Below are 19,851 nucleotides of genomic sequence, written 5' to 3'. Positions count from 1 at the left end.
TTAGCGCCACCCGGCAATACCGCGGTATCCACGTCATGCACCACGATGTTAGGCAAATCCTGACGGAGCTGATTAACGGCGCACTACCCCTGCATCAGGTGCACTTTGTCGCGCCGGCCGGGAAGAATACACGAACATCACCTTGTCTCTCGGTTATCCTGGAAACCCGCTGCGAGGCATTCTTTTCCACATCCGGGCACGTCCCGCTTCATTCTTCAAACATTCTCAGAATAATCTTCGGTAAACAGCAGCTGACGCTTCAGCTCCATCGGGGCAACGTCCTATCACAACAGCTGCAGGTCGCCAGGCGAGGCCCCCGAACGGGCGCGTTTCTCCTGCAAACGCTCAACGAGCTGCACATGCAGCCGACCGAGCAAGATACCGCCAGGCTGGTCGTCCTAAGTCTGCTCAGCCACTGCCGCGATCTGCTTGGCAGCAAGATCCACACTGACAGCCGCAGGGTCGCACTCTTTGAGGCCATTCGCCGCTTTATCGACGAACATCATGCCTCCGCGCTGACCCGGGGTTCCGTTGCCGAGGCGTTTTACATTTCCCCTAACTATCTCTCTCATCTTTTTCAGAAGACCGGGAACGTCGGGTTCAACGAATACCTGACGCAGACGCGTCTGGAAAATGCGCGCCAGCTGCTCAAGGGATATGATTTAAAAATCAAGGATATTGCGGCGCGCTGCGGGTTTATGGACAGCAACTATTTCTGCCGTCTCTTTCGCAAACACACCGAACGTTCCCCTTCCGAATATCGCCGCCAGTATCACAGCCAGCTGATCGCCAAAAACTAGCACTGTGATCGGCATCGCACTTCGTTAAGCAGAATACATTTGTCCAGTATTTGGCAAAATTGACCTGTATCGGCCGCGCCTGGCCGGGCCTTATCCTTTATTTAACCTTTCTGACTTAAGGAAAAATAATGGAACTGTACCTCGATACCGCCAGCGTGGCGGACGTTGAACGTCTGGCGCGCGTCTTCCCCATCGCGGGCGTCACCACCAACCCGAGCATCATTGCCGCCAACCGTGAATCGATCTGGGACGTGCTGCCGCGCCTGCAAAAAGCCATCGGGCCGGAAGGCTCGCTGTTTGCTCAAACCCTGAGCCGCGATGCCGAAGGCATAGTGGCGGAAGCCAAACGCCTGAGTAACGCCGTACCGGATATCGTGGTCAAAATCCCGGTTACCGCGCAGGGGCTTATCGCAATTAGGGCGTTGAAAAAAGAGGGGATAACCACGCTGGGGACCGCCGTTTACAGCGCTGCACAGGGCTTACTCGCCGCACTCGCGGGGGCGAAATATGTCGCGCCGTATGTAAACCGCGTCGACGCTCAGGGCGGTGACGGCATCCGCATGGTCCAGGAGCTGCAGTCCCTGCTGGAACTGCACGCACCGGACAGCAAGGTGCTGGCCGCCAGCTTCAAAACGCCGCGTCAGGCGCTGGACTGTCTGCTCGCCGGATGTGAGGCAATCACGCTTCCTTTAGACGTAGCGCAACAAATGCTCGGCACCCCGGCGGTAGAGTCAGCCATAGAGAAGTTCGAGCAGGACTGGAAAAACGCGTTTGGTAACCTCAACCTTTAAGTATGGACAGCGGTTCCTGCAGAAGTGGGAGTAACGGGAAAGCCAGGTGGCGAATGTGCCTTATCCGGCCTGGATTACTGGCAAAAAAATCCCCGCCGTGGCGGGGATTTTATTTACTTCACGTCAAACCGGTCCAGATCCATCACCCTCGCCCATGCTGCAACGAAGTCGCGAACAAACTTCTCGTGCGCATCGTCACTGGCGTAAACCTCTGCCAGCGCGCGCAGAACGGCGTTTGAACCGAAGACCAGATCGGCGCGAGTGGCAGTATATTTCACTTCACCGCTGGCGCGATCGCTTCCGGCAAACAGTTCATTTGATTCATCGGTCGCCTTCCACTGGGTATTCATGTCCAGCAGGTTCACGAAGAAATCATTGCTCAGCACGCCCTCGCGGTCGGTGAACACGCCATTCTTACTGCCATCAAAGTTTGCACCCAGTACGCGCAGACCACCGATCAGCACCGTCAGCTCAGGTGCGGTCAGCGTCAGCTGCTGGGCTTTATCAATCAGCAGTGACTCGGTGGTGGACACATCCACCTGCGCACGGTAGTTGCGGAAGCCGTCGGCAATCGGTTCGAGCAGGTTAAACATCTCGATATCCGTCTGATCCTGACGCGCATCCACGCGGCCCGGCGTGAACGGTACGGTGACATACACGCCCGCAGCTTTCGCGGCTTGCTCTACCCCTACCACGCCCGCCAGCACGATGATATCGGCCAGGGAGGCTTTGTTGGTAGTGCGCTGGATAGCTTCCAGAGCCGGCAGCGCGCGAACCGCAGCGGCGTTCACGTCCCAGTCACGCTGAGGGGCCAGCGCCAGACGTGCACCGTTGGCGCCGCCACGCTTATCGCCACCGCGGAAGGTTGACGCTGACGCCCAGGCAACGGAAACCAGTTCGCTGATGGACAGACCGGATGCCGCAATTTCCGCCTTCAGGCTTTCAATGTCTTCTTTGGTCGGGTTGAATACCGCCTCCGGCAGCGGATCCTGCCAGATCAGATCTTCTTTCGGCACTTCCGGTCCGAGGTAACGCGATTTTGGTCCCATATCGCGGTGGGTCAGTTTGAACCACGCGCGCGCGAAGGCTTCGTTGAAGGCCTGCGGGTCGTTCAGGAAACGGCGGGAAATCTTTTCGAATTCCGGGTCAAAACGCAGCGTCAGGTCGGTAACCAGCATCGTTGGCTTACGTTTTTTCGACGGGTCGAACGGGTCAGGCATGATTTCCGGCGCATCCACGGCTTCAAACTGAATCGCGCCTGCCGGGCTGCGGGTCTGGACCCATTCGAATTTGAACAGGTTCTCGAAGAAGTAGTTACTCCACTGGGTCGGGGTTTGCGACCAGATGACTTCCAGACCGGAGGTAATGGCGTCAGCGCCAACCCCTGTGCCGTGCGTGCTGGCCCAGCCCAGGCCCTGTGCTTCAATCGGTGAGGCTTCCGGGTCGGTGCCCACGTGGGTGGCTTCACCCGCGCCGTGGGTTTTACCGAGAGTGTGGCCACCAGCAATCAGCGCCACGGTCTCTTCGTCGTTCATGCCCATGTTGCCAAAGGTGGCGCGAATCGCCGCTGCCGCTGACAGCGGTTCACCGCTGGCGTTTGGCCCTTCCGGGTTAACGTAAATCAGCCCCATTTCGGTGGCGGCCAGAGGGCGCTTCGCCAGCGCTTCCGGATCACGATGGGTCAGCCAGGCTTTTTCATCGCCCCAGTTTACGTCCAGATCCGGTTCCCAGACGTCTTCACGCCCGGCACCAAAACCAAAGGTGCGGAAGCCAGAGTTCTCCAGCGCCACGTTCCCCGCGAGAATGAACAGGTCAGCCCAGGAGATTTTTTGTCCGTATTTTTTCTTGATGGGCCACAGCAGGCGACGCGCTTTATCCAGGCTAACGTTATCCGGCCAGGAGTTCAGCGGCGCAAAGCGCTGTTGACCGCGTCCTGCCCCACCGCGTCCGTCAACGGAGCGATAGGTACCCGCGCCGTGCCAGGCCATACGGATAAACAGACCCGCATAGCTGCCCCAGTCGGCAGGCCACCACGGTTGAGAGTCGGTTAAAAGTGCTTTGAGGTCGCCTTTAAGGGCAGAGTAATCGAGTTTGCTAAATTCTTTGCGGTAGTCGAAGTTTTCACCCAGTGGGTTAGAACGGTTGGAATGTTGGCTAAGAAGATCGATGCGGAGTTGTTTTGGCCACCAGTCACGGCTGCCTGTACCTGCACCCGCGCTGTGATCGACGCCGCCCTGATGGAACGGGCATTTGCCGACTGATGCCGCTTTATTGGTCTCGTCTGACGTGCTCATCGCTATGCTCCCTTTTACAGTGTTACCGTTACGATATACACCACTAGCAATAAGATATAGTTGAATTAATCCACAGATTCGATAGCTAATACCTTTTAAGTTTTTTACCTGACTAAAAATCCCTCATATTATGAGGGACTTATGCTTATTACGCTGGACGAACGCCGAGCGTATGACAAATGGCGTAACTCATCTCCGCGCGGTTCAGCGTATAGAAGTGGAAATCTTTCACGCCTTCGCGGCTTAAGATCTTCACCATATCCATCGCGATATTGGCCCCCACCAGCTTGCGGGTTTCCGGGTCATCGTCCAGACCTTCGTACATTTTGGACATCCACAGCGGGATACGCACGTTGGTCATGTCGGCAAATTTCTTTGCCTGTTTGAAGTTAGAGACCGGCAGAATACCCGGGATGATTTCAACGTCGATGCCCGCGGAGACGCAGCGGTCACGAAAGCGCAGATAGCTTTCCACATCAAAGAAGAACTGGGTAATGGCACGGTTCGCGCCGGCGTCCACTTTACGCTTCAGGTTAAGCAGATCGGCCTGGGCACTTTTCGCTTCCGGATGAACTTCAGGATAAGCGGCAACGGAGATATCAAAGTCGGCCACGTCTTTCAGCAGCGCGACCAGATCGGCAGCATACATGTCCGGCTTACCGCTGCCCGGCGGCAGGTCGCCGCGCAGCGCGACAATATGACGGATGCCGTTATTCCAGTAATCCTGAGCGATAGCACGCAGCTCGTCACGGGTCGCATCGATACAGGTGAGGTGCGGAGCCGCTTCCAGACCGGTACGATCTTTGATGCCCTTAATGATGCTGTGCGTACGGTCACGCTCGCCGGAGTTAGCCCCGTAAGTCACGGAGACAAACTTCGGTTTCAGGCTGCTGAGACGATCGATAGAGCTCCACAGGGTTTGCTCCATTTCACTGGTGCGCGGCGGGAAAAATTCAAAAGAGACGTTAATCTGGCCGTTTACTTCGGCCAGGCTCTGATTCAGTGCTTCCCGCTGGTTGGCGTGAAAAAAGCTCATACCTTACCTCTATCAATCTTGTGTCGTTGTTTGTTGTATTGTGAACTTCTATACGTTTAGACGTCCAGATGTAAAAATGACGGAAAAGCGGAGGGACGTCAACATAAATAATCAACAATAACGGTGAGGTTTGCTCAGGGAATATGAGAGAAATTCATGATGAGGGTGAGTGCGGTTGATTGCACTCACCCTAACCCTCTCCCAGAGAGAGAGGGAATAAGCGAAATTACAGCAGCTTAGCCAGACGATTGATGTCGGACTGGATTGCCCCAGCGGTGACATCGCGTCCCGCGCCAGGACCACGGATCACCAGTGGGTTATCGCGATACCAGCGGCTTTCGATAGCGAAGACGTTATCGCACGGCAGCAGCGCCGCCAGCGGATGTTCAGGACGCACCGCCTCGACGCCGACTCGCGCTTTTCCGTTCGCCTCGAAACGCGCCACGTAGCGCAGTACCAGCCCCATCTCGTTCGCCGCTTCCAGACGCTGCACCATCTGCTCGTTAAGCTCTTCACCATTTTCAAAGAAATGGTCCACAGAACCCTCTTCACAGCCAGCAGGCACCAGTGACTCAACGCGAACGGCATCCGGTTCGATGTCATAACCAGCTTCACGCGCCAGGATCACCAGCTTACGCATGACGTCTTTACCGGAGAGGTCAACGCGCGGATCGGGTTCCGTTAAGCCCTGCTGCCAGGCCTGATCCACCAGGTCAGTGAACGGTACGGTGCCGTCAAACTGCAGGAACAGCCAGGAGAGCGTGCCAGAGAAAATACCGCTCAGCGCCAGAATGCTGTCGCCGCTCTCAATCAGGTCGCGCACCGTATGGTTAACCGGCAGGCCAGCCCCAACGGTGGCGTTATAGAGCCAGTGGCGCCCTGTTTTTTCAAACGCGTCGTGGATCTGACGATATTTATCGGTGCTGCTCGCACCCGCCAGTTTATTGGCGCTGATGACGTGGAAACCGTGGCTCGCGAAATCAAGATACTGATCGGCAAGCTGTTCGCTGGCGGTGACGTCCAGCACCACCAGATCGTCGTACGGGTGCGCGCGCATCCACAGGAACAGCGACTCTTCATCCTGCTCGACGGCCTCATCATTAAAGAAGGCAAGCGCGCGGCTGGCATCCAGCCCTTCGTAGTTCAGGAGGCTACGGCGGCTGTCCACGACACCCGCGAGAATGAATTCAAATCCGGTACGCGCCGAAAGCGTGACCTGTTCGCGGGCAAACAGCTCCAGCCAGCGGGAACCGATGTTGCCTTTACCAAACAGCACCAGGCCGATGCGTTTTTCCGCGCGGAACAAAGTGGTATGCAGACCCTGAATCAGGCTTTCGGTTGGCCCTTTGCGCAGGACGGCGACCAGGCTGATACCCTCTTCCGACTGCCAGGTAAATTCAACCGGCTGGCCTTTCAGCTGCTGCCAGAAGCGGTGGCAGTGCAGCGGGTTACGGGTGACGCCCGCGCCCACCATCGCCACCAGCGCCAGCCCATGACGCAGGCGTAGCTCGCCCGGCAGGCCCGCTTCATCCAGGATTTTCAGGGCGCTGTCCGCCACTTCAGCGGTATAGCAGAACTGCAGCAGCTGGCGGTCATTGTGAACACCCACGGCCAGCGGACGAACCTGGGCACGCTTTAACACCAGGTCAATGTCTTTATGCGCCAGTTTGAAGTCCTGTCCCGCAGGAACCTGGAACTCAATCAGGCAGATGTCGTCATGGCTGGTGACAATACGCGCCCCGGTACCGGACGCCAGCACGCGCTCAATGCGCGTGGAGCCTTGATCTGGGGTGTAACTGCAGCGCAGCTGCAGGTCGATATCGCTACCGGAAACCGGCTGCAGCGTGCGCGCGTGCAACACCGGTGCGGCCAGACGCGCCAGCTCGCTGGCTTCATCCAGGCGCAGCAGCGGCAGCAGGCAGGCATCCTTCACTTTACGCGGGTCAGCGCTATACACACCGGCTACGTCGCTCCAGATGGTGACGCGGGATACGCCGGCCAGGGCACCAATTTGCGTTGCCGAGTAGTCGGAACCGTTACGGCCCAGCAGTACGGTTTCACCCGCGTTGCTACGGCTGATAAAGCCGGTCACCACAATGCGTTTGCCCGGGTGCTGCACCAGCAGCTGTTGCAGCAGCGGGTAGGACAAGCCTTCATCCACCTGCGGCTGCGCGGCGCGTTCAGCGCGCAGGAAATCACGCGCGTCGAGCCAGGCTGCGTCTACCCCCAGATGTTGCAGAACGGCAGCCATCAGGCGCGCGGACCACACTTCACCGTGGCCCACCACTTCGGCATACACCGCATCGGTAATGCCGCTGTCCAGCAGGGCAGCCAGACGCTCAAGGTCATGGGTAAAGGCGCTGATCAGCCCGTCCGCCACGTCCGCAGGCAGCAGGCCGGCAATCAGCTCGCTCTGGTAACGACGTAAGGACTGTTGCACCTGATGCGCAGAAAGGCGATCGGTCTGGCTCAGTTTCAGCCAGCTAATCAACTGGTTGGTGGTGCTGCCTGCCGCAGAGACAACCATCATGTCCCCCGGCTGAGAATACTCTGTCATGATCCCTGCGACACGCAGGTAACATTTCACATCAGCAAGACTACTACCACCAAACTTGTGCAGCTGACGACCCTTCGCCCCTGCCTGCGCTATCACACTCATGATTACCCCTTGGCTGCGACCCGGAAGCCATTTTCCAGATCGGCAATTAAATCTTCAGAATCTTCAATACCGGTTGAGATTCGCAGCAGCGTCTCAGAGATCCCGGCAGCGGCACGTGCTTCTGGTGCCATACCTGCGTGCGTCATGGTCGCGGCGTGGGAGATTAAGCTTTCAACCCCACCTAAAGATTCCGCCAGCGTAAACAATGACAACCCGCTCAGGAAGCGACGCAGCGTTTGCTCGTCACCGTCCAGTTCAAAACTTAACATCGCGCCAAATCCTTTCTGCTGGCGCGCGGCAATCTCGTGCCCCTGGTTTTCAGGCAGCGACGGGTGATAAAGCTTTTTCACCAGCGGCTGCGTTTTCAGAAAATCAACAATCGCCTGGGCATTGCGCTGCGCCACTTCCATACGCGGCGACAGCGTGCGAATGCCGCGTAACAGCAGATAGCTGTCGAAGGCGCTCGCGGTGACGCCAATGTTATTCGCCCACCATGCCAGTTCGGTGACAACATCAGGATCTTTGGCAATCACCACGCCCGCAACCACGTCAGAATGGCCGTTCAGATATTTAGTACATGAATGCAATACCAGATCGGCACCCAGTGCGAGTGGGTTCTGAAGGGCCGGACTGAGGAACGTATTATCCACTACACTTATCGCTCCCGCATCCCTTGCGAGCTGACAAATTTTCGCAATATCGACAACGCGCAACAATGGATTGCTTGGACTTTCCACCAGCACCAGCTTCGGTTTCTCTGCCAGCGCCTGTTTCAGCGCCTGTTCGTCGTTTTGATCGACAAACAGCACGCGATAGCAGCCGCGTTTTACCAGGCTATCAAACAGACGATAGCTGCCGCCGTAGCAATCATGCGGCGCAACCAGCAGGTCACCCGGTTTCAGGAACACCGTGGTCACCAGGTGAATGGCAGACATTCCCGTATTGGTTAATACTGCTCCTGCGCCACCCTCCAGCTCGGCCAGCGCGCGCTGGGTTACGTCACGTGTAGGGTTGCCACGACGCGAATAATCATGCGCGCGGGGTTCATTAAATCCGGTGAAATTATAGGTACTGGAAAGATGAATCGGCGGGACAACGCAGCCGTACTGCTCGTCATCATTTAATCCGCTACGCACTGCAATAGTGGCCTGTTTACGCGTCATGGTGAGGGCTTCCTGGCGAATGAGGTGAAAAGTCAGGCACCAGAGTAAACATTGAAAGTATGGACGTCAATACATCTGGACATCTAAACTTCTTTGCGTATAGATTGAGCAATGCGCAAATAGCCGTTAAAATTATATGCTTTAGTGCACGCTGCAGCGGCAATATCCGTGCCACGGTATCGTCTCTACGGTAAACTAGGCAAGATTGCGGTTCAAAACGGGTGGTTACAGGTTTTGCACCTTTAGATAAATGACTGAGAGGATTAAAGGTATCTCATGGCTGAATGGAGCGGCGAATATATCAGCCCATACGCTGAGCACGGTAAGAAGAGTGAGCAAGTAAAGAAAATTACGGTTTCCATTCCTCTGAAGGTGTTGAAGATCCTCACCGATGAACGTACGCGTCGTCAGGTGAACAACCTGCGTCACGCAACCAACAGCGAACTGTTGTGCGAAGCGTTTCTGCATGCGTTTACCGGTCAACCGCTGCCAAACGATGACGATCTGCGCAAAGAGCGTAGTGACGAAATCCCGGAAGAGGCGAAGGTGATCATGCGTGAACTGGGTATTGACCCGGAGACGTGGGAATACTGATAAGCGGATACAAAAAAGGCACCTTGCGGTGCCTTTTTTTCGGGAAGCTTATTTAGCGCCCGGGATGCTGAAACGCTTGTTGAAGCGGTCAACACGGCCACCGGTTGCAACATCACGCTGCTTACCAGTGTAGAACGGGTGGCATTTGCCGCACACGTCCAGGTTCAGATCGTGACCCACGGTGGAGCGGATCTGGATAGAGTTACCGCAAGAACAGTTTGCAGTAATCATTTCGTATTTCGGGTGAATATCTTTTTTCATGGGAGAACCTCAGTTAAGGCCGCGTCGCTCTTCCAGCCCTAACGCCAGACACCACGCGATGTTGAATGTAAGTTCTTTGGCGTAAAGTACACCAAAGGCGGCGAATCATACAGAATTTAACCAGCGCATGCAAACTGATCCGCACGCCGCTTTTACTAATGTGTATACTAACGCGCCACTTTTCAAGTCAGGAAGATTCGATGCCCGTTGCTCACGTTGCCCTGCCCGTTCCGCTTCCCCGCACCTTTGACTATCTGCTGCCTGACAGCATGAGCGCCAAAGCGGGCTGTCGCGTGACCGTGCCGTTTGGCAAACAGCAGCGCGTGGGAATTGTGGTGTCAGTTAGCGAGAAAAGCGAGCTGCCCCTCAATGAACTGAAATCGGTGGTTGAGGTGCTGGACAGTGAGCCGGTTTACTCCACCAGCACCTGGCGACTGCTGCTGTGGGCGGCGGATTACTACCACCACCCCATCGGCGACGTCCTGTTCCACGCCCTGCCAATCATGCTGCGCCAGGGCAAGAACGCCAGCCACGCGCCGATGTGGTACTGGTTTGCTACCGAACAGGGTCAGGCCGTGGACATCAACAGCCTGAAGCGCTCGCAGAAACAGCAGCAGGCGCTGGCGGCGCTGCGTCAGGGGAAAATCTGGCGTCATCAGGTCGACGAGCTCGAGGTGAACGAAGCCGCACTGCAGGCGTTAAGAAAGAAAGGGTTAAGCGAACTGGGCAGTGAAGCACCTGCCCTTTACGACTGGCGGGAGAGTTTCTCCGTTTCAGGGGATCGCCTGCGTCTGAATACCGAGCAGGCCACCGCCGTGGGCGCGATTCATAGCACCTCCGATCATTTTTCTGCCTGGCTTCTGGCGGGGGTCACCGGTTCCGGCAAGACCGAAGTCTATCTGAGCGTACTGGAAAACGTACTCGCTCAGGGCAAACAGGCGCTGGTGATGGTGCCGGAAATTGGCCTGACGCCCCAAACCATCGCCCGATTCCGCGAACGCTTTAATGCCCCTGTTGAAGTACTGCACTCCGGCCTGAACGACAGCGAACGTCTCAGCGCCTGGCTGAAAGCGAAGAACGGCGAAGCGGCAATTGTGATCGGCACCCGCTCGTCGCTGTTTACGCCGTTTAAAAATCTTGGCGTTATTGTGATCGACGAAGAGCACGACAGCTCCTATAAACAGCAGGAAGGCTGGCGATACCATGCTCGCGATCTGGCTGTTTATCGCGCGCACAGTGAGCAGATTCCTATTATTCTCGGCTCCGCCACGCCTGCGCTCGAAACACTGCACAACGTGCGCCAGCGTAAATACCATATGCTGCGCCTGACGCGTCGGGCAGGAAATGCCCGTCCAGCCATTCAGCACGTGCTGGATCTGAAAGGTCAGCAGGTGCAGGCAGGGTTAGCGCCCGCACTTATTACCCGCATGCGCCAGCATTTGCAGGCGGGGAATCAGGTCATTCTGTTCCTCAACCGACGCGGATTTGCACCGGCCCTGCTGTGCCACGACTGCGGCTGGATTGCCGAGTGTCCGCGTTGCGACCATTACTACACCTTTCACCAGGCCCAGCGCCATTTGCGCTGTCACCACTGCGACAGCCAGCGTCCGGTGCCGCGCCAGTGCCCGTCATGTGGTTCAACGCATATTGTGCCGGTCGGTCTGGGCACGGAGCAGCTGGAACAGGCCCTCGCGCCCTTCTTCCCTGACGTGCCCCTGTCCCGAATCGACCGGGACACCACCAGCCGCAAAGGGGCGCTGGAACAGCAGCTGGCGGAAGTGCATCGCGGTGGGGCGCGCATTCTGATTGGCACCCAGATGCTGGCCAAAGGGCACCACTTCCCGGACGTGACGCTGGTCGCCCTGCTGGACGTGGACGGCGCGTTGTTCTCTGCGGATTTCCGCTCAGCCGAGCGCTTCGCCCAGCTTTATACTCAGGTGGCTGGACGTGCGGGCCGTGCCGGTAAACAGGGCGAAGTGGTGTTGCAGACGCACCACCCGGAGCACCCGTTGCTGCAAACCCTGCTGCATAAAGGCTATGACGCCTTTGCCGAGCAGGCGCTGGCTGAACGTCAGTCCATGCAGCTTCCCCCGTGGACAAGCCACGTTATCATCCGCGCGGAAGATCATAACAACCAGCAGGCACCACTTTTCCTGCAGCAGCTAAGAAACCTCCTGCAGGCCAGCCCGCTGGTGGATAATCAGCTGTGGATTTTGGGCCCGGTGCCCGCGCTGGCGCCAAAACGCGGCGGACGTTTCCGCTGGCAAATTTTGCTCCAGCACCCCTCGCGTGTTCGTCTTCAGCACATCGTCAGCGGCGCTCTGGTATTGATTAACACCCTGCCCGAAGCGCGAAAAGTGAAGTGGGTGCTGGACGTCGATCCCATAGAAGGTTGAAGACGGATCGAAAAATTTAACGCTCCTCACACTTTTTATGAAAATTCTGTAACCGATTCCATTAACTATCTGTAAAAATGGTGATGGCAGAAGTTCGGTGTTCAGGCGAGGAGAATACGTTGAAGTCCAGGAAAGAGGTTGCACCGGCGACCATGAAAGACGTTGCCCAGAAAGCACAAGTCTCTACGGCAACCGTGTCCCGCGCATTAATGAACCCGGATAAAGTCTCCCAGGCGACCCGTAACCGGGTGGAGCAGGCGGCGCTTGAAGTAGGCTATTTTCCACAGGCAATGGGGCGTAACGTCAAACGCAACGAGTCACGCACCATCCTGGTGATTGTGCCGGACATCTGCGACCCTTTCTTCAGCGAAATTATCCGCGGTATTGAAGTCACCGCGGCGGAACAGGGTTACCTGGTGCTGATTGGCGATTGTGCCCATCAGAACCAGCAGGAAAAAACCTTTATCGACCTCATTATCACCAAGCAGATTGACGGCATGCTGCTGCTTGGTTCTCGTCTGCCGTTTGATGCCAGCATTGAAGAGCAGCGTAATTTACCGCCGATGGTGATGGCCAACGAGTTTGCGCCAGAGCTGGAGCTGCCGACCGTTCATATTGATAACCTCACCGCCGCGTTCAATGCCGTAAACTATCTCCAGGATCTGGGGCATAAGCGTATTGGCTGCATTGCCGGACCGGAAGAGATGCCGCTATGTCACTACCGCCTGCAGGGCTACGTTCAGGCGCTGCGCCGTACCGGCGCTACCGTCGATCCGCACTACATTGCGCGCGGTGACTTTACCTTCGCAGCCGGTGGACAGGCGCTGGAGAAGCTTCTGGACCTGCCTGAACCGCCAACCGCCGTATTTTGTCACAGCGACGTGATGGCGCTGGGCGCGTTATCGTATGCCAAACGCCGCGGCTTGCGGATCCCGAAAGATTTATCGATCATCGGATTCGATAATATTTCGCTTTCAGAATTTTGCGATCCACCGCTCTCAACGGTCTCTCAGCCGCGTTATCAAATTGGTCGTGAAGCAATGCTGCTTTTGCTGGATCAGCTTCACGGTCAAACAGTTAGCAGCGGTTCGCGGTTGCTGGACTGCGAACTGATTGTTCGCGGCTCTACCCAGGCATTGACTTAAAGTAAACGTCTTTAAGACACCCTTATCTGGTCAAAGCCCCGCCGCTTAAGTAACATGGCGGACTGACGAACGAATAAATACAGCGAAACGATAGTGGCACAACGAGATTATGTACGTCGCGGCCAGCCGGCACCTTCGCGACGCAAAAAGAGTAGCTCAAGGAAAAAGCAACGTAACCTGCCTGCTGTCTCGCCAGCAATGGTCGCTATTGCTGCGGCTGTAGTCGTCGCCTTTATTGGTGGCCTGTACTTTATCACGCACCATAAAAAAGAAGAGTCTGAGGCGCTTCAGGCCAGTAAAGTGGCCGGAAATGGCCTTCCTCCGAAGCCTGAAGAGCGCTGGCGCTATATCAAAGAGCTGGAAAGCCGTCAGCCTGGGGTACGTGCGCCAACCGAACCTTCTGCGGGTGGTGAAGTGCAGAATGCGAATCAGCTAACGGATGAACAACGTCAGCTGCTGGCACAAATGCAGGCCGATATGCGCCAGCAGCCTACGCAGCTGAACGAAGTGCCGTGGAATGAGCAGACGCCGGAACAGCGTCAGCAAACGCTGCAGCGACGTCAGGCGCAACAGCAAATTCAGCAGCAACAGCAACAGCAGCAGTGGGCGCAAACCCAGCCGCTACAGCAGCCGAAAGCACAGCCGCGGGTAACGGAACAGCCATACCAGCAGCCGACGCGAACGGTACAGTCCCAGCCTGTTCAGCAGCAGCCAAAAGCGCAGCCGCAAAAACAAGCGGCTCAGCCGTATCAGGATCTGCTTCAGACGCCAGCGCATACCACCGCGCAGCAGCCGAAAACGCAGCAGGCCGCGCCGGTGACCAAAGAGACCGAGGCGCCGAAGCAGACGGCAGAGAAAAAAGACGAACGCCGCTGGATGGTACAGTGCGGTTCGTTCAAAGGTGCCGAGCAGGCGGAAACGGTGCGTGCACAGCTGGCCTTCGAAGGGTTTGATTCGCGTATTACCACCAATAACGGCTGGAATCGCGTGGTGATTGGTCCGGTCAAAGGCAAAGAAAATGCCGATGGCACCATTTCTCGTTTGAAAATCGCTGGTCACACAAACTGTATTCGACTCGCCTCCGGGGGTTGAAACCCCCAAATTCCCCCCCATCTATCATTTAATTCAGCCCTGAGCACAGGCTCAGGGCTTCTGTTTCCCGATTCTGTAACCAGGGGGTCTGCTCGTGACAACAATAGTAAGTGTACGCCGTAACGGCCATGTGGTAATCGCCGGTGATGGCCAGGCCACGCTGGGTAATACCGTCATGAAAGGCAACGTGAAGAAAGTGCGTCGTCTCTATAACGACAAAGTGATCGCCGGTTTTGCAGGCGGCACGGCTGATGCCTTCACGCTGTTTGAACTGTTTGAACGTAAACTGGAAATGCACCAGGGTCATCTGGTGAAAGCTGCCGTTGAGCTGGCAAAAGACTGGCGCACCGACCGCATGCTGCGCAAGCTCGAAGCGCTGCTGGCGGTAGCCGATGAAACCGCATCGCTAATCATCACCGGTAACGGTGACGTGATTCAGCCGGAAAATGACCTGATTGCCATCGGCTCTGGCGGCCCTTATGCCCAGGCTGCAGCCCGCGCGCTGTTGGAAAACACCGACATGAACGCGCGTGATATCGCGGTGAAGGCGTTGGATATTGCAGGCGATATCTGCATTTATACCAACCACAACCACACCATCGAAGAATTGACCTCCAAAGCGTAAGGATCTCCCATGTCTGAAATGACCCCACGCGAAATTGTCAGCGAACTGAACAAACACATCATTGGCCAGGATAACGCGAAGCGTTCCGTGGCTATCGCTCTGCGTAACCGCTGGCGCCGTATGCAGCTTGATGAAGAGCTGCGCCACGAAGTGACGCCGAAAAACATTCTGATGATCGGCCCGACCGGCGTCGGTAAAACCGAAATTGCCCGTCGTCTGGCCAAACTGGCTAACGCGCCGTTCATCAAAGTTGAAGCCACCAAGTTCACCGAAGTGGGCTATGTGGGTAAAGAAGTGGACTCCATCATCCGCGATCTGACCGATTCGGCGATCAAAATGGTACGCGTCCAGGCGATTGAGAAAAACCGCTATCGCGCGGAAGAGATGGCTGAAGAGCGCATTCTCGACGTGCTGATCCCGCCGGCAAAAAACAACTGGGGTCAGTCTGAGCAGCAGGCGGAACCGTCTGCTGCGCGTCAGGCGTTCCGCAAAAAACTGCGTGAAGGCCAGCTGGATGACAAAGAGATTGAGATCGATCTCGCTGCCGCGCCAATGGGTGTGGAAATCATGGCGCCTCCGGGAATGGAAGAGATGACCAGCCAGCTGCAGTCCATGTTCCAGAACCTGGGCGGTCAGAAGCAGAAAGCGCGTAAGCTGAAAATCAAAGACGCGATGAAGCTGCTGATTGAAGAAGAAGCGGCGAAGCTGGTGAACCCGGAAGAGCTGAAGCAGGACGCAATCGACGCGGTTGAGCAGCACGGCATCGTGTTTATCGACGAAATCGACAAAATTTGTAAGCGCGGCGGCAACAGCTCCGGCCCGGATGTGTCCCGCGAAGGCGTTCAGCGCGACCTGCTGCCGCTGGTTGAAGGCTGCACCGTCTCCACCAAGCACGGCATGGTGAAAACGGACCACATCCTGTTTATCGCTTCAGGCGCGTTCCAGGTTGCCAGCCCGTCGGATCTGATCCCCGAGCTGCAGGGGCGTCTGCCAATCCGCGTTGAGCTGCAGGCGCTTACCACCGAAGATTTCGAACGTATCCTGACCGAGCCAAACGCCTCTGCTACCGTACAGTACAAAGCGCTGATGGCGACTGAAGGCGTGAACCTTGAGTTCACCGAAGACGGCATCAAACGTATCGCCCAGGCCGCATGGCAGGTGAACGAAACCACCGAGAACATCGGTGCCCGTCGTCTGCACACCGTGCTGGAACGCCTGGTGGAAGATATCTCTTATGATGCGAGCGACCTGAACGGTCAAACCGTTACCATTAACGCGGAATATGTGAGTAAACATCTGGATGCGTTAGTGGCAGATGAAGATCTGAGCCGTTTTATCCTATAATCGCGGTTACTGGATTCTCATCACGTTTAATGGGGGCTAATGCCCCCATTTTTATTGGCTAAATACTTATGACTGACATCAGCCGTACTCAGGCGTGGCTCGAAAGTCTGCGCCCTAAAACCCTTCCTCTGGCCTTTGCCGCGATTATCGTCGGTACGGCGCTTGCCTGGTGGCAAGGTTACTTTGATCCGCTGGTCGCCGCGCTGGCATTGATTACCGCAGGCCTGCTGCAAATCCTCTCCAATCTTGCCAACGACTACGGCGATGCGGTGAAAGGCAGCGACAAGCCGGACCGTATCGGGCCACTGCGCGGGATGCAGAAAGGTGTGATTACCCAGGCGCAGATGAAACGCGCGCTGATTATCACCGTGCTGCTGATCTGCGTGTCCGGCCTGGCGCTGGTAACGGTTGCGTCTAATACCACCAGCGATTTTATTGGCTTCCTGGTGTTGGGTTTATTGGCCATTATCGCGGCCATCACTTACACCGTTGGTACGCGCCCCTACGGTTATATTGGACTTGGGGATATTTCCGTACTGGTGTTCTTCGGCTGGCTGAGCGTGATGGGCAGCTGGTACTTACAGGCGCATACGGTGATACCTGCCCTGTTCCTGCCCGCGACCGCTTGCGGTCTGCTGGCGACAGCGGTGCTTAACATCAACAACCTGCGCGACATCGACAGCGATCGTGAGAACGGCAAAAATACCTTGGCAGTTCGTCTGGGGCCGGTAAATGCGCGTCGCTACCATGCCTGCCTGCTGTTGGGTGCTCTGGTCTGTCTGGCGTTGTTTAACCTGATTTCCCTGCACAGCCTGTGGGGCTGGCTGTTTGTGCTTGCCGCGCCGCTGCTGATTAAACAGGCTCGCTTTGTGATGCGTGAACTTAGCCCGGCAGCCATGCCGCCGATGCTGGAGCGAACGGTAAAAGGCGCCCTGCTGACTAACCTGTTGTTCGTCATCGGGATTGTTTTAAGCCAGACGCTCAGTTAGCTGACAAATATCAATTAACAATTGATGATTTTGCCAACAACGCATTTCGCACGATATACTGAACACATTCGCAGCAACTGAGCGTTAAACCTATGAAATACGATACCTCCGAGCTCTGTGACATCTACCAGGAAGATGTCAACGTCGTTGAACCGCTGTTCTCCAACTTTGGTGGGCGGTCGTCGTTTGGCGGTCAAATCGTCACGGTGAAATGTTTCGAGGACAACGGGTTGCTGTACGATCTGCTCGAACAGAACGGCCGCGGCCGCGTTCTTGTGGTCGACGGCGGCGGTTCCGTGCGCCGTGCATTAATTGATGCTGAACTGGCCGGCATTGCCGTTCAGAATGAGTGGGAAGGCCTTGTGGTATACGGCTCCGTGCGCCAGGTGGACGATCTGGAGGAACTGGATATCGGGATTCAGGCCATCGCGGCCATACCGGTAGGGGCGGCGGGTGACGGTATCGGCGAAAGCGACGTGCGCGTTAACTTCGGCGGCGTGACCTTCTTCTCCGGGGACCATCTCTACGCCGATAACACCGGGATTATCCTTTCGGAAGATCCGCTGGATATCGAGTAGTAAAACAGCCAGCGTGAACCATAAAAAAACCGCCAACAGCAATGTGGCGGTTTTTTTGTCCCTCGGGATTCGCGGTCCGTTGGGTTATCTTGCAACCTTTAACCAGGATTTTTATCTTACCCTGGTTCATCCCTCTGGTAACCCCCGTCGACCCTTTATAAATTCCTAATTTCCTCTGAAGGCCTTAACTACGCTACTGTTGCTCATTATGATGCATCGTCCCTTTCCGCCATCTCGCAAATGGGCATCGGTCCAGGGAAAGGTGTATTCACCACCGTAAAGCAACCTTTGACCGGGCTTGTGTCCACCGACTTATCACCGGTGGTGAACGGTGGAGCGGTTAGCTGCAGGGACCGCATAATGAAACGCTATTTATGTATCGCGTTCATTGTCGCCAGCGTACTCGTGGTAAAGAGTGATGAACCGAGTGGGTTTGTTGCTTATGCTATGACAGCGCAGGACAAGTAGCGTTAAGGCCGCCTCTGGCGGCCTTTTTTATGGTTTGATCTCAGTTAGCGATAACCATAAAAAAGCCGGGTGGCGGCTTCGCCTTACCCGGCCTACTTCAGTTAATCCCTAAGGGAATCAGACTTCTTCCATACGTCCCAGCAGCGCCTGCAGGCGATCCTGCCAGCCGTTTTGCTGTTCGCGCAGCTGGTTGTTTTCGCGCTCCAGCTCTTCACGGCCGTGCTGAGCGTTCTGAACTTCCTGCGCCAGGCTGTTGTTCTTCTCTTTCAGCTCTTCAATTTCCATCTGCAGCAGGGTGATGGTGTCAATCGCCTGCTGTACTTTCGATTCCAGTTTCTCAAACACTTCTAAAGACATGATGCTACCTCTCCTGAATTGCAAGGCGACGCTTTAACGTAAACGCGCACGACATATACCGTCGATTGTATGGAGCGCGGCGCTCTGTGTCCAGCGACACACCGCGCAGATCGCGGTTTGCAACACTTTTAGGTCTGGTCCTGGTGCGTTCGCGTCACATACCCCTAAATTGTTAACTCATTCGTTAATGAAATGATTCAGCTCACATTCCGACGCTGATGCAAAAATGTGCTTTATGGCGCGAAAACGCTCATTTTATTGACGCAGACCACACATTTTGATTTCGATATTTCTCGTTTTTGCTCGTTAACGATAAATTAACACTATGTCTACAGGGCATCGTGGCTGTCACGGGCGGCCATGCTAACAATAAACATCAATTTCTTCAGGATTCCGATTATGAGTCAGACATCAACCTTAAAAGGCCAGTGCATTGCCGAGTTCCTTGGTACCGGGTTGTTGATATTCTTCGGAGTGGGCTGTGTCGCTGCACTGAAAGTGGCGGGTGCCAGTTTTGGTCAGTGGGAAATCAGTATCATCTGGGGTCTGGGCGTGGCGATGGCCATCTACCTGACCGCAGGGGTTTCTGGTGCACATCTTAACCCGGCGGTGACTATCGCACTGTGGCTGTTCGCGTGCTTCGACGGACGCAAAGTTGTTCCTTTCATTATTTCTCAGTTTGCCGGCGCGTTTTGCGCAGCGGCGTTAGTTTACGGGCTTTATTACAATCTTTTCATCGACTTCGAACAGACGCATCATATGGTGCGCGGCAGCGTCGAAAGTCTGGATCTGGCAGGTATCTTCTCAACCTATCCAAACCCGCATATCAATTTTGTGCAGGCGTTCGCAGTTGAAATGGTGATTACAGCTATTCTGATGGGCGTTATCCTGGCGCTGACCGACGACGGAAACGGCATTCCGCGCGGTCCACTGGCCCCCCTGCTGATTGGTCTTCTGATCGCGGTGATTGGCGCATCCATGGGCCCGCTGACCGGATTTGCGATGAACCCGGCACGTGATATCGGACCCAAAGCATTCGCCTTTATCGCAGGCTGGGGTGACGTCGCCTTCACCGGTGGCAAAGACATTCCTTACTTCCTGGTACCGCTGTTTGCGCCGGTTGTCGGGGCTGCGCTGGGTGCGTTTAGCTACCGCAAATTAATTGGTCGCCACTTACCGTGCGACACCTGTGTGGAAGAGGAGAAGGAAACGACTTCTACCGCACAACAAAAAGCTTCGCTGTAATCTGACTACGGGAC

General features: G+C 55.9%; 17 protein-coding genes. 11 read left to right on the top strand and 6 right to left on the bottom strand.

Annotated features, from left to right (window positions below):
• The first annotated feature begins 35 nt into the window (after positions 1 to 35).
• Together PYW49_RS22665 and fsa are read left to right on the top strand one after the other, a co-directional pair.
• On the top strand, positions 36 to 800 hold the full coding sequence (locus PYW49_RS22665) for a helix-turn-helix transcriptional regulator (RefSeq protein ID WP_320387605.1): 765 nt from the start codon (positions 36 to 38) through the stop codon (positions 798 to 800).
• A gap of 128 nt (positions 801 to 928) precedes the next feature.
• Positions 929 to 1,591, top strand: a complete 663-nt coding sequence (fsa, locus tag PYW49_RS22660) for a fructose-6-phosphate aldolase (protein ID WP_320387604.1) — start codon at positions 929 to 931, stop codon at positions 1,589 to 1,591.
• Between the two features lie 113 nt (positions 1,592 to 1,704).
• Here fsa and katG read toward each other — a convergent pair whose 3' ends face one another.
• The 4 genes from katG to metB all read right to left on the bottom strand — a co-directional run bounded on the left by katG (position 1,705) and on the right by metB (position 8,743).
• Positions 1,705 to 3,885, bottom strand: coding sequence for a catalase/peroxidase HPI (gene katG / locus PYW49_RS22655; RefSeq protein ID WP_320387603.1), 2,181 nt, complete (start codon positions 3,883 to 3,885; stop codon positions 1,705 to 1,707).
• A gap of 148 nt (positions 3,886 to 4,033) precedes the next feature.
• Entirely contained in the window at positions 4,034 to 4,921 is an 888-nt protein-coding gene (metF, locus tag PYW49_RS22650; RefSeq protein ID WP_023309676.1) for a methylenetetrahydrofolate reductase, read from the bottom strand.
• Positions 4,922 to 5,147: 226 nt separating this feature from the next.
• Positions 5,148 to 7,580 carry a bifunctional aspartate kinase/homoserine dehydrogenase II gene (locus tag PYW49_RS22645; RefSeq protein WP_320387601.1) on the bottom strand — a complete coding sequence of 811 codons (2,433 nt, stop codon included), beginning with the start codon at positions 7,578 to 7,580 and terminating at the stop codon, positions 5,148 to 5,150.
• Positions 7,581 to 7,582: 2 nt separating this feature from the next.
• Positions 7,583 to 8,743 carry a cystathionine gamma-synthase gene (gene metB / locus PYW49_RS22640; RefSeq protein WP_320387600.1) on the bottom strand — a complete coding sequence of 387 codons (1,161 nt, stop codon included), beginning with the start codon at positions 8,741 to 8,743 and terminating at the stop codon, positions 7,583 to 7,585.
• Positions 8,744 to 9,019: 276 nt separating this feature from the next.
• Here metB and metJ point away from each other — a divergent pair, with 276 nt between their 5' ends.
• Positions 9,020 to 9,337 (top strand): met regulon transcriptional regulator MetJ, encoded by a 318-nt coding sequence (gene metJ, locus PYW49_RS22635; protein ID WP_003862042.1) that lies wholly within the window; start codon positions 9,020 to 9,022, stop codon positions 9,335 to 9,337.
• A gap of 48 nt (positions 9,338 to 9,385) precedes the next feature.
• Here the strand turns inward: metJ and rpmE are convergent, their stop codons facing one another.
• Positions 9,386 to 9,598: a 50S ribosomal protein L31 gene (rpmE, locus tag PYW49_RS22630; protein WP_003862040.1), complete on the bottom strand. Its 213-nt coding sequence runs from the start codon at positions 9,596 to 9,598 to the stop codon at positions 9,386 to 9,388.
• Positions 9,599 to 9,798: 200 nt separating this feature from the next.
• Between rpmE and priA the strand changes: the two genes are divergently transcribed.
• From priA to rraA, 7 genes are all read left to right on the top strand, one after another.
• Entirely contained in the window at positions 9,799 to 11,994 is a 2,196-nt protein-coding gene (gene priA, locus PYW49_RS22625; RefSeq protein WP_320387597.1) for a primosomal protein N', read from the top strand.
• 119 nt (positions 11,995 to 12,113) lie between these two features.
• Positions 12,114 to 13,139: a DNA-binding transcriptional regulator CytR gene (cytR, locus tag PYW49_RS22620; RefSeq protein ID WP_134347551.1), complete on the top strand. Its 1,026-nt coding sequence runs from the start codon at positions 12,114 to 12,116 to the stop codon at positions 13,137 to 13,139.
• 93 nt (positions 13,140 to 13,232) lie between these two features.
• The gene (ftsN, locus tag PYW49_RS22615; RefSeq protein ID WP_134347552.1) at positions 13,233 to 14,231 is read left to right on the top strand and encodes a cell division protein FtsN; all 999 of its coding nucleotides are present in this window, start codon (positions 13,233 to 13,235) and stop codon (positions 14,229 to 14,231) included.
• Positions 14,232 to 14,325: 94 nt separating this feature from the next.
• A complete protein-coding gene (gene hslV, locus PYW49_RS22610; protein ID WP_008501802.1) occupies positions 14,326 to 14,856 on the top strand; it encodes an ATP-dependent protease subunit HslV in 531 nt (176 codons plus the stop codon).
• Positions 14,857 to 14,865: 9 nt separating this feature from the next.
• Positions 14,866 to 16,200, top strand: coding sequence for an HslU--HslV peptidase ATPase subunit (gene hslU, locus PYW49_RS22605; RefSeq protein WP_134347553.1), 1,335 nt, complete (start codon positions 14,866 to 14,868; stop codon positions 16,198 to 16,200).
• A gap of 68 nt (positions 16,201 to 16,268) precedes the next feature.
• Positions 16,269 to 17,189, top strand: a complete 921-nt coding sequence (gene menA, locus PYW49_RS22600; protein WP_134347554.1) for a 1,4-dihydroxy-2-naphthoate polyprenyltransferase — start codon at positions 16,269 to 16,271, stop codon at positions 17,187 to 17,189.
• Positions 17,190 to 17,281: 92 nt separating this feature from the next.
• On the top strand, positions 17,282 to 17,767 hold the full coding sequence (gene rraA / locus PYW49_RS22595; RefSeq protein ID WP_025758826.1) for a ribonuclease E activity regulator RraA: 486 nt from the start codon (positions 17,282 to 17,284) through the stop codon (positions 17,765 to 17,767).
• A 585-nt stretch (positions 17,768 to 18,352) separates the two neighbouring features.
• Here rraA and zapB read toward each other — a convergent pair.
• On the bottom strand, positions 18,353 to 18,592 hold the full coding sequence (zapB, locus tag PYW49_RS22590; RefSeq protein WP_010436935.1) for a septal ring assembly protein ZapB: 240 nt from the start codon (positions 18,590 to 18,592) through the stop codon (positions 18,353 to 18,355).
• Between the two features lie 399 nt (positions 18,593 to 18,991).
• Here zapB and PYW49_RS22585 point away from each other — a divergent pair, with 399 nt between their 5' ends.
• Positions 18,992 to 19,837 carry an MIP/aquaporin family protein gene (locus PYW49_RS22585; RefSeq protein ID WP_032639961.1) on the top strand — a complete coding sequence of 282 codons (846 nt, stop codon included), beginning with the start codon at positions 18,992 to 18,994 and terminating at the stop codon, positions 19,835 to 19,837.
• Positions 19,838 to 19,851: the final 14 nt, after the last annotated feature.

It is taken from the genome of Enterobacter chinensis, from assembly GCF_034008295.1.
Taxonomy (GTDB): domain Bacteria; phylum Pseudomonadota; class Gammaproteobacteria; order Enterobacterales; family Enterobacteriaceae; genus Enterobacter; species Enterobacter chinensis.
Note: the sequence above shows the minus strand (reverse complement) of the source record. Positions and strands in the feature narration are given on the sequence as shown.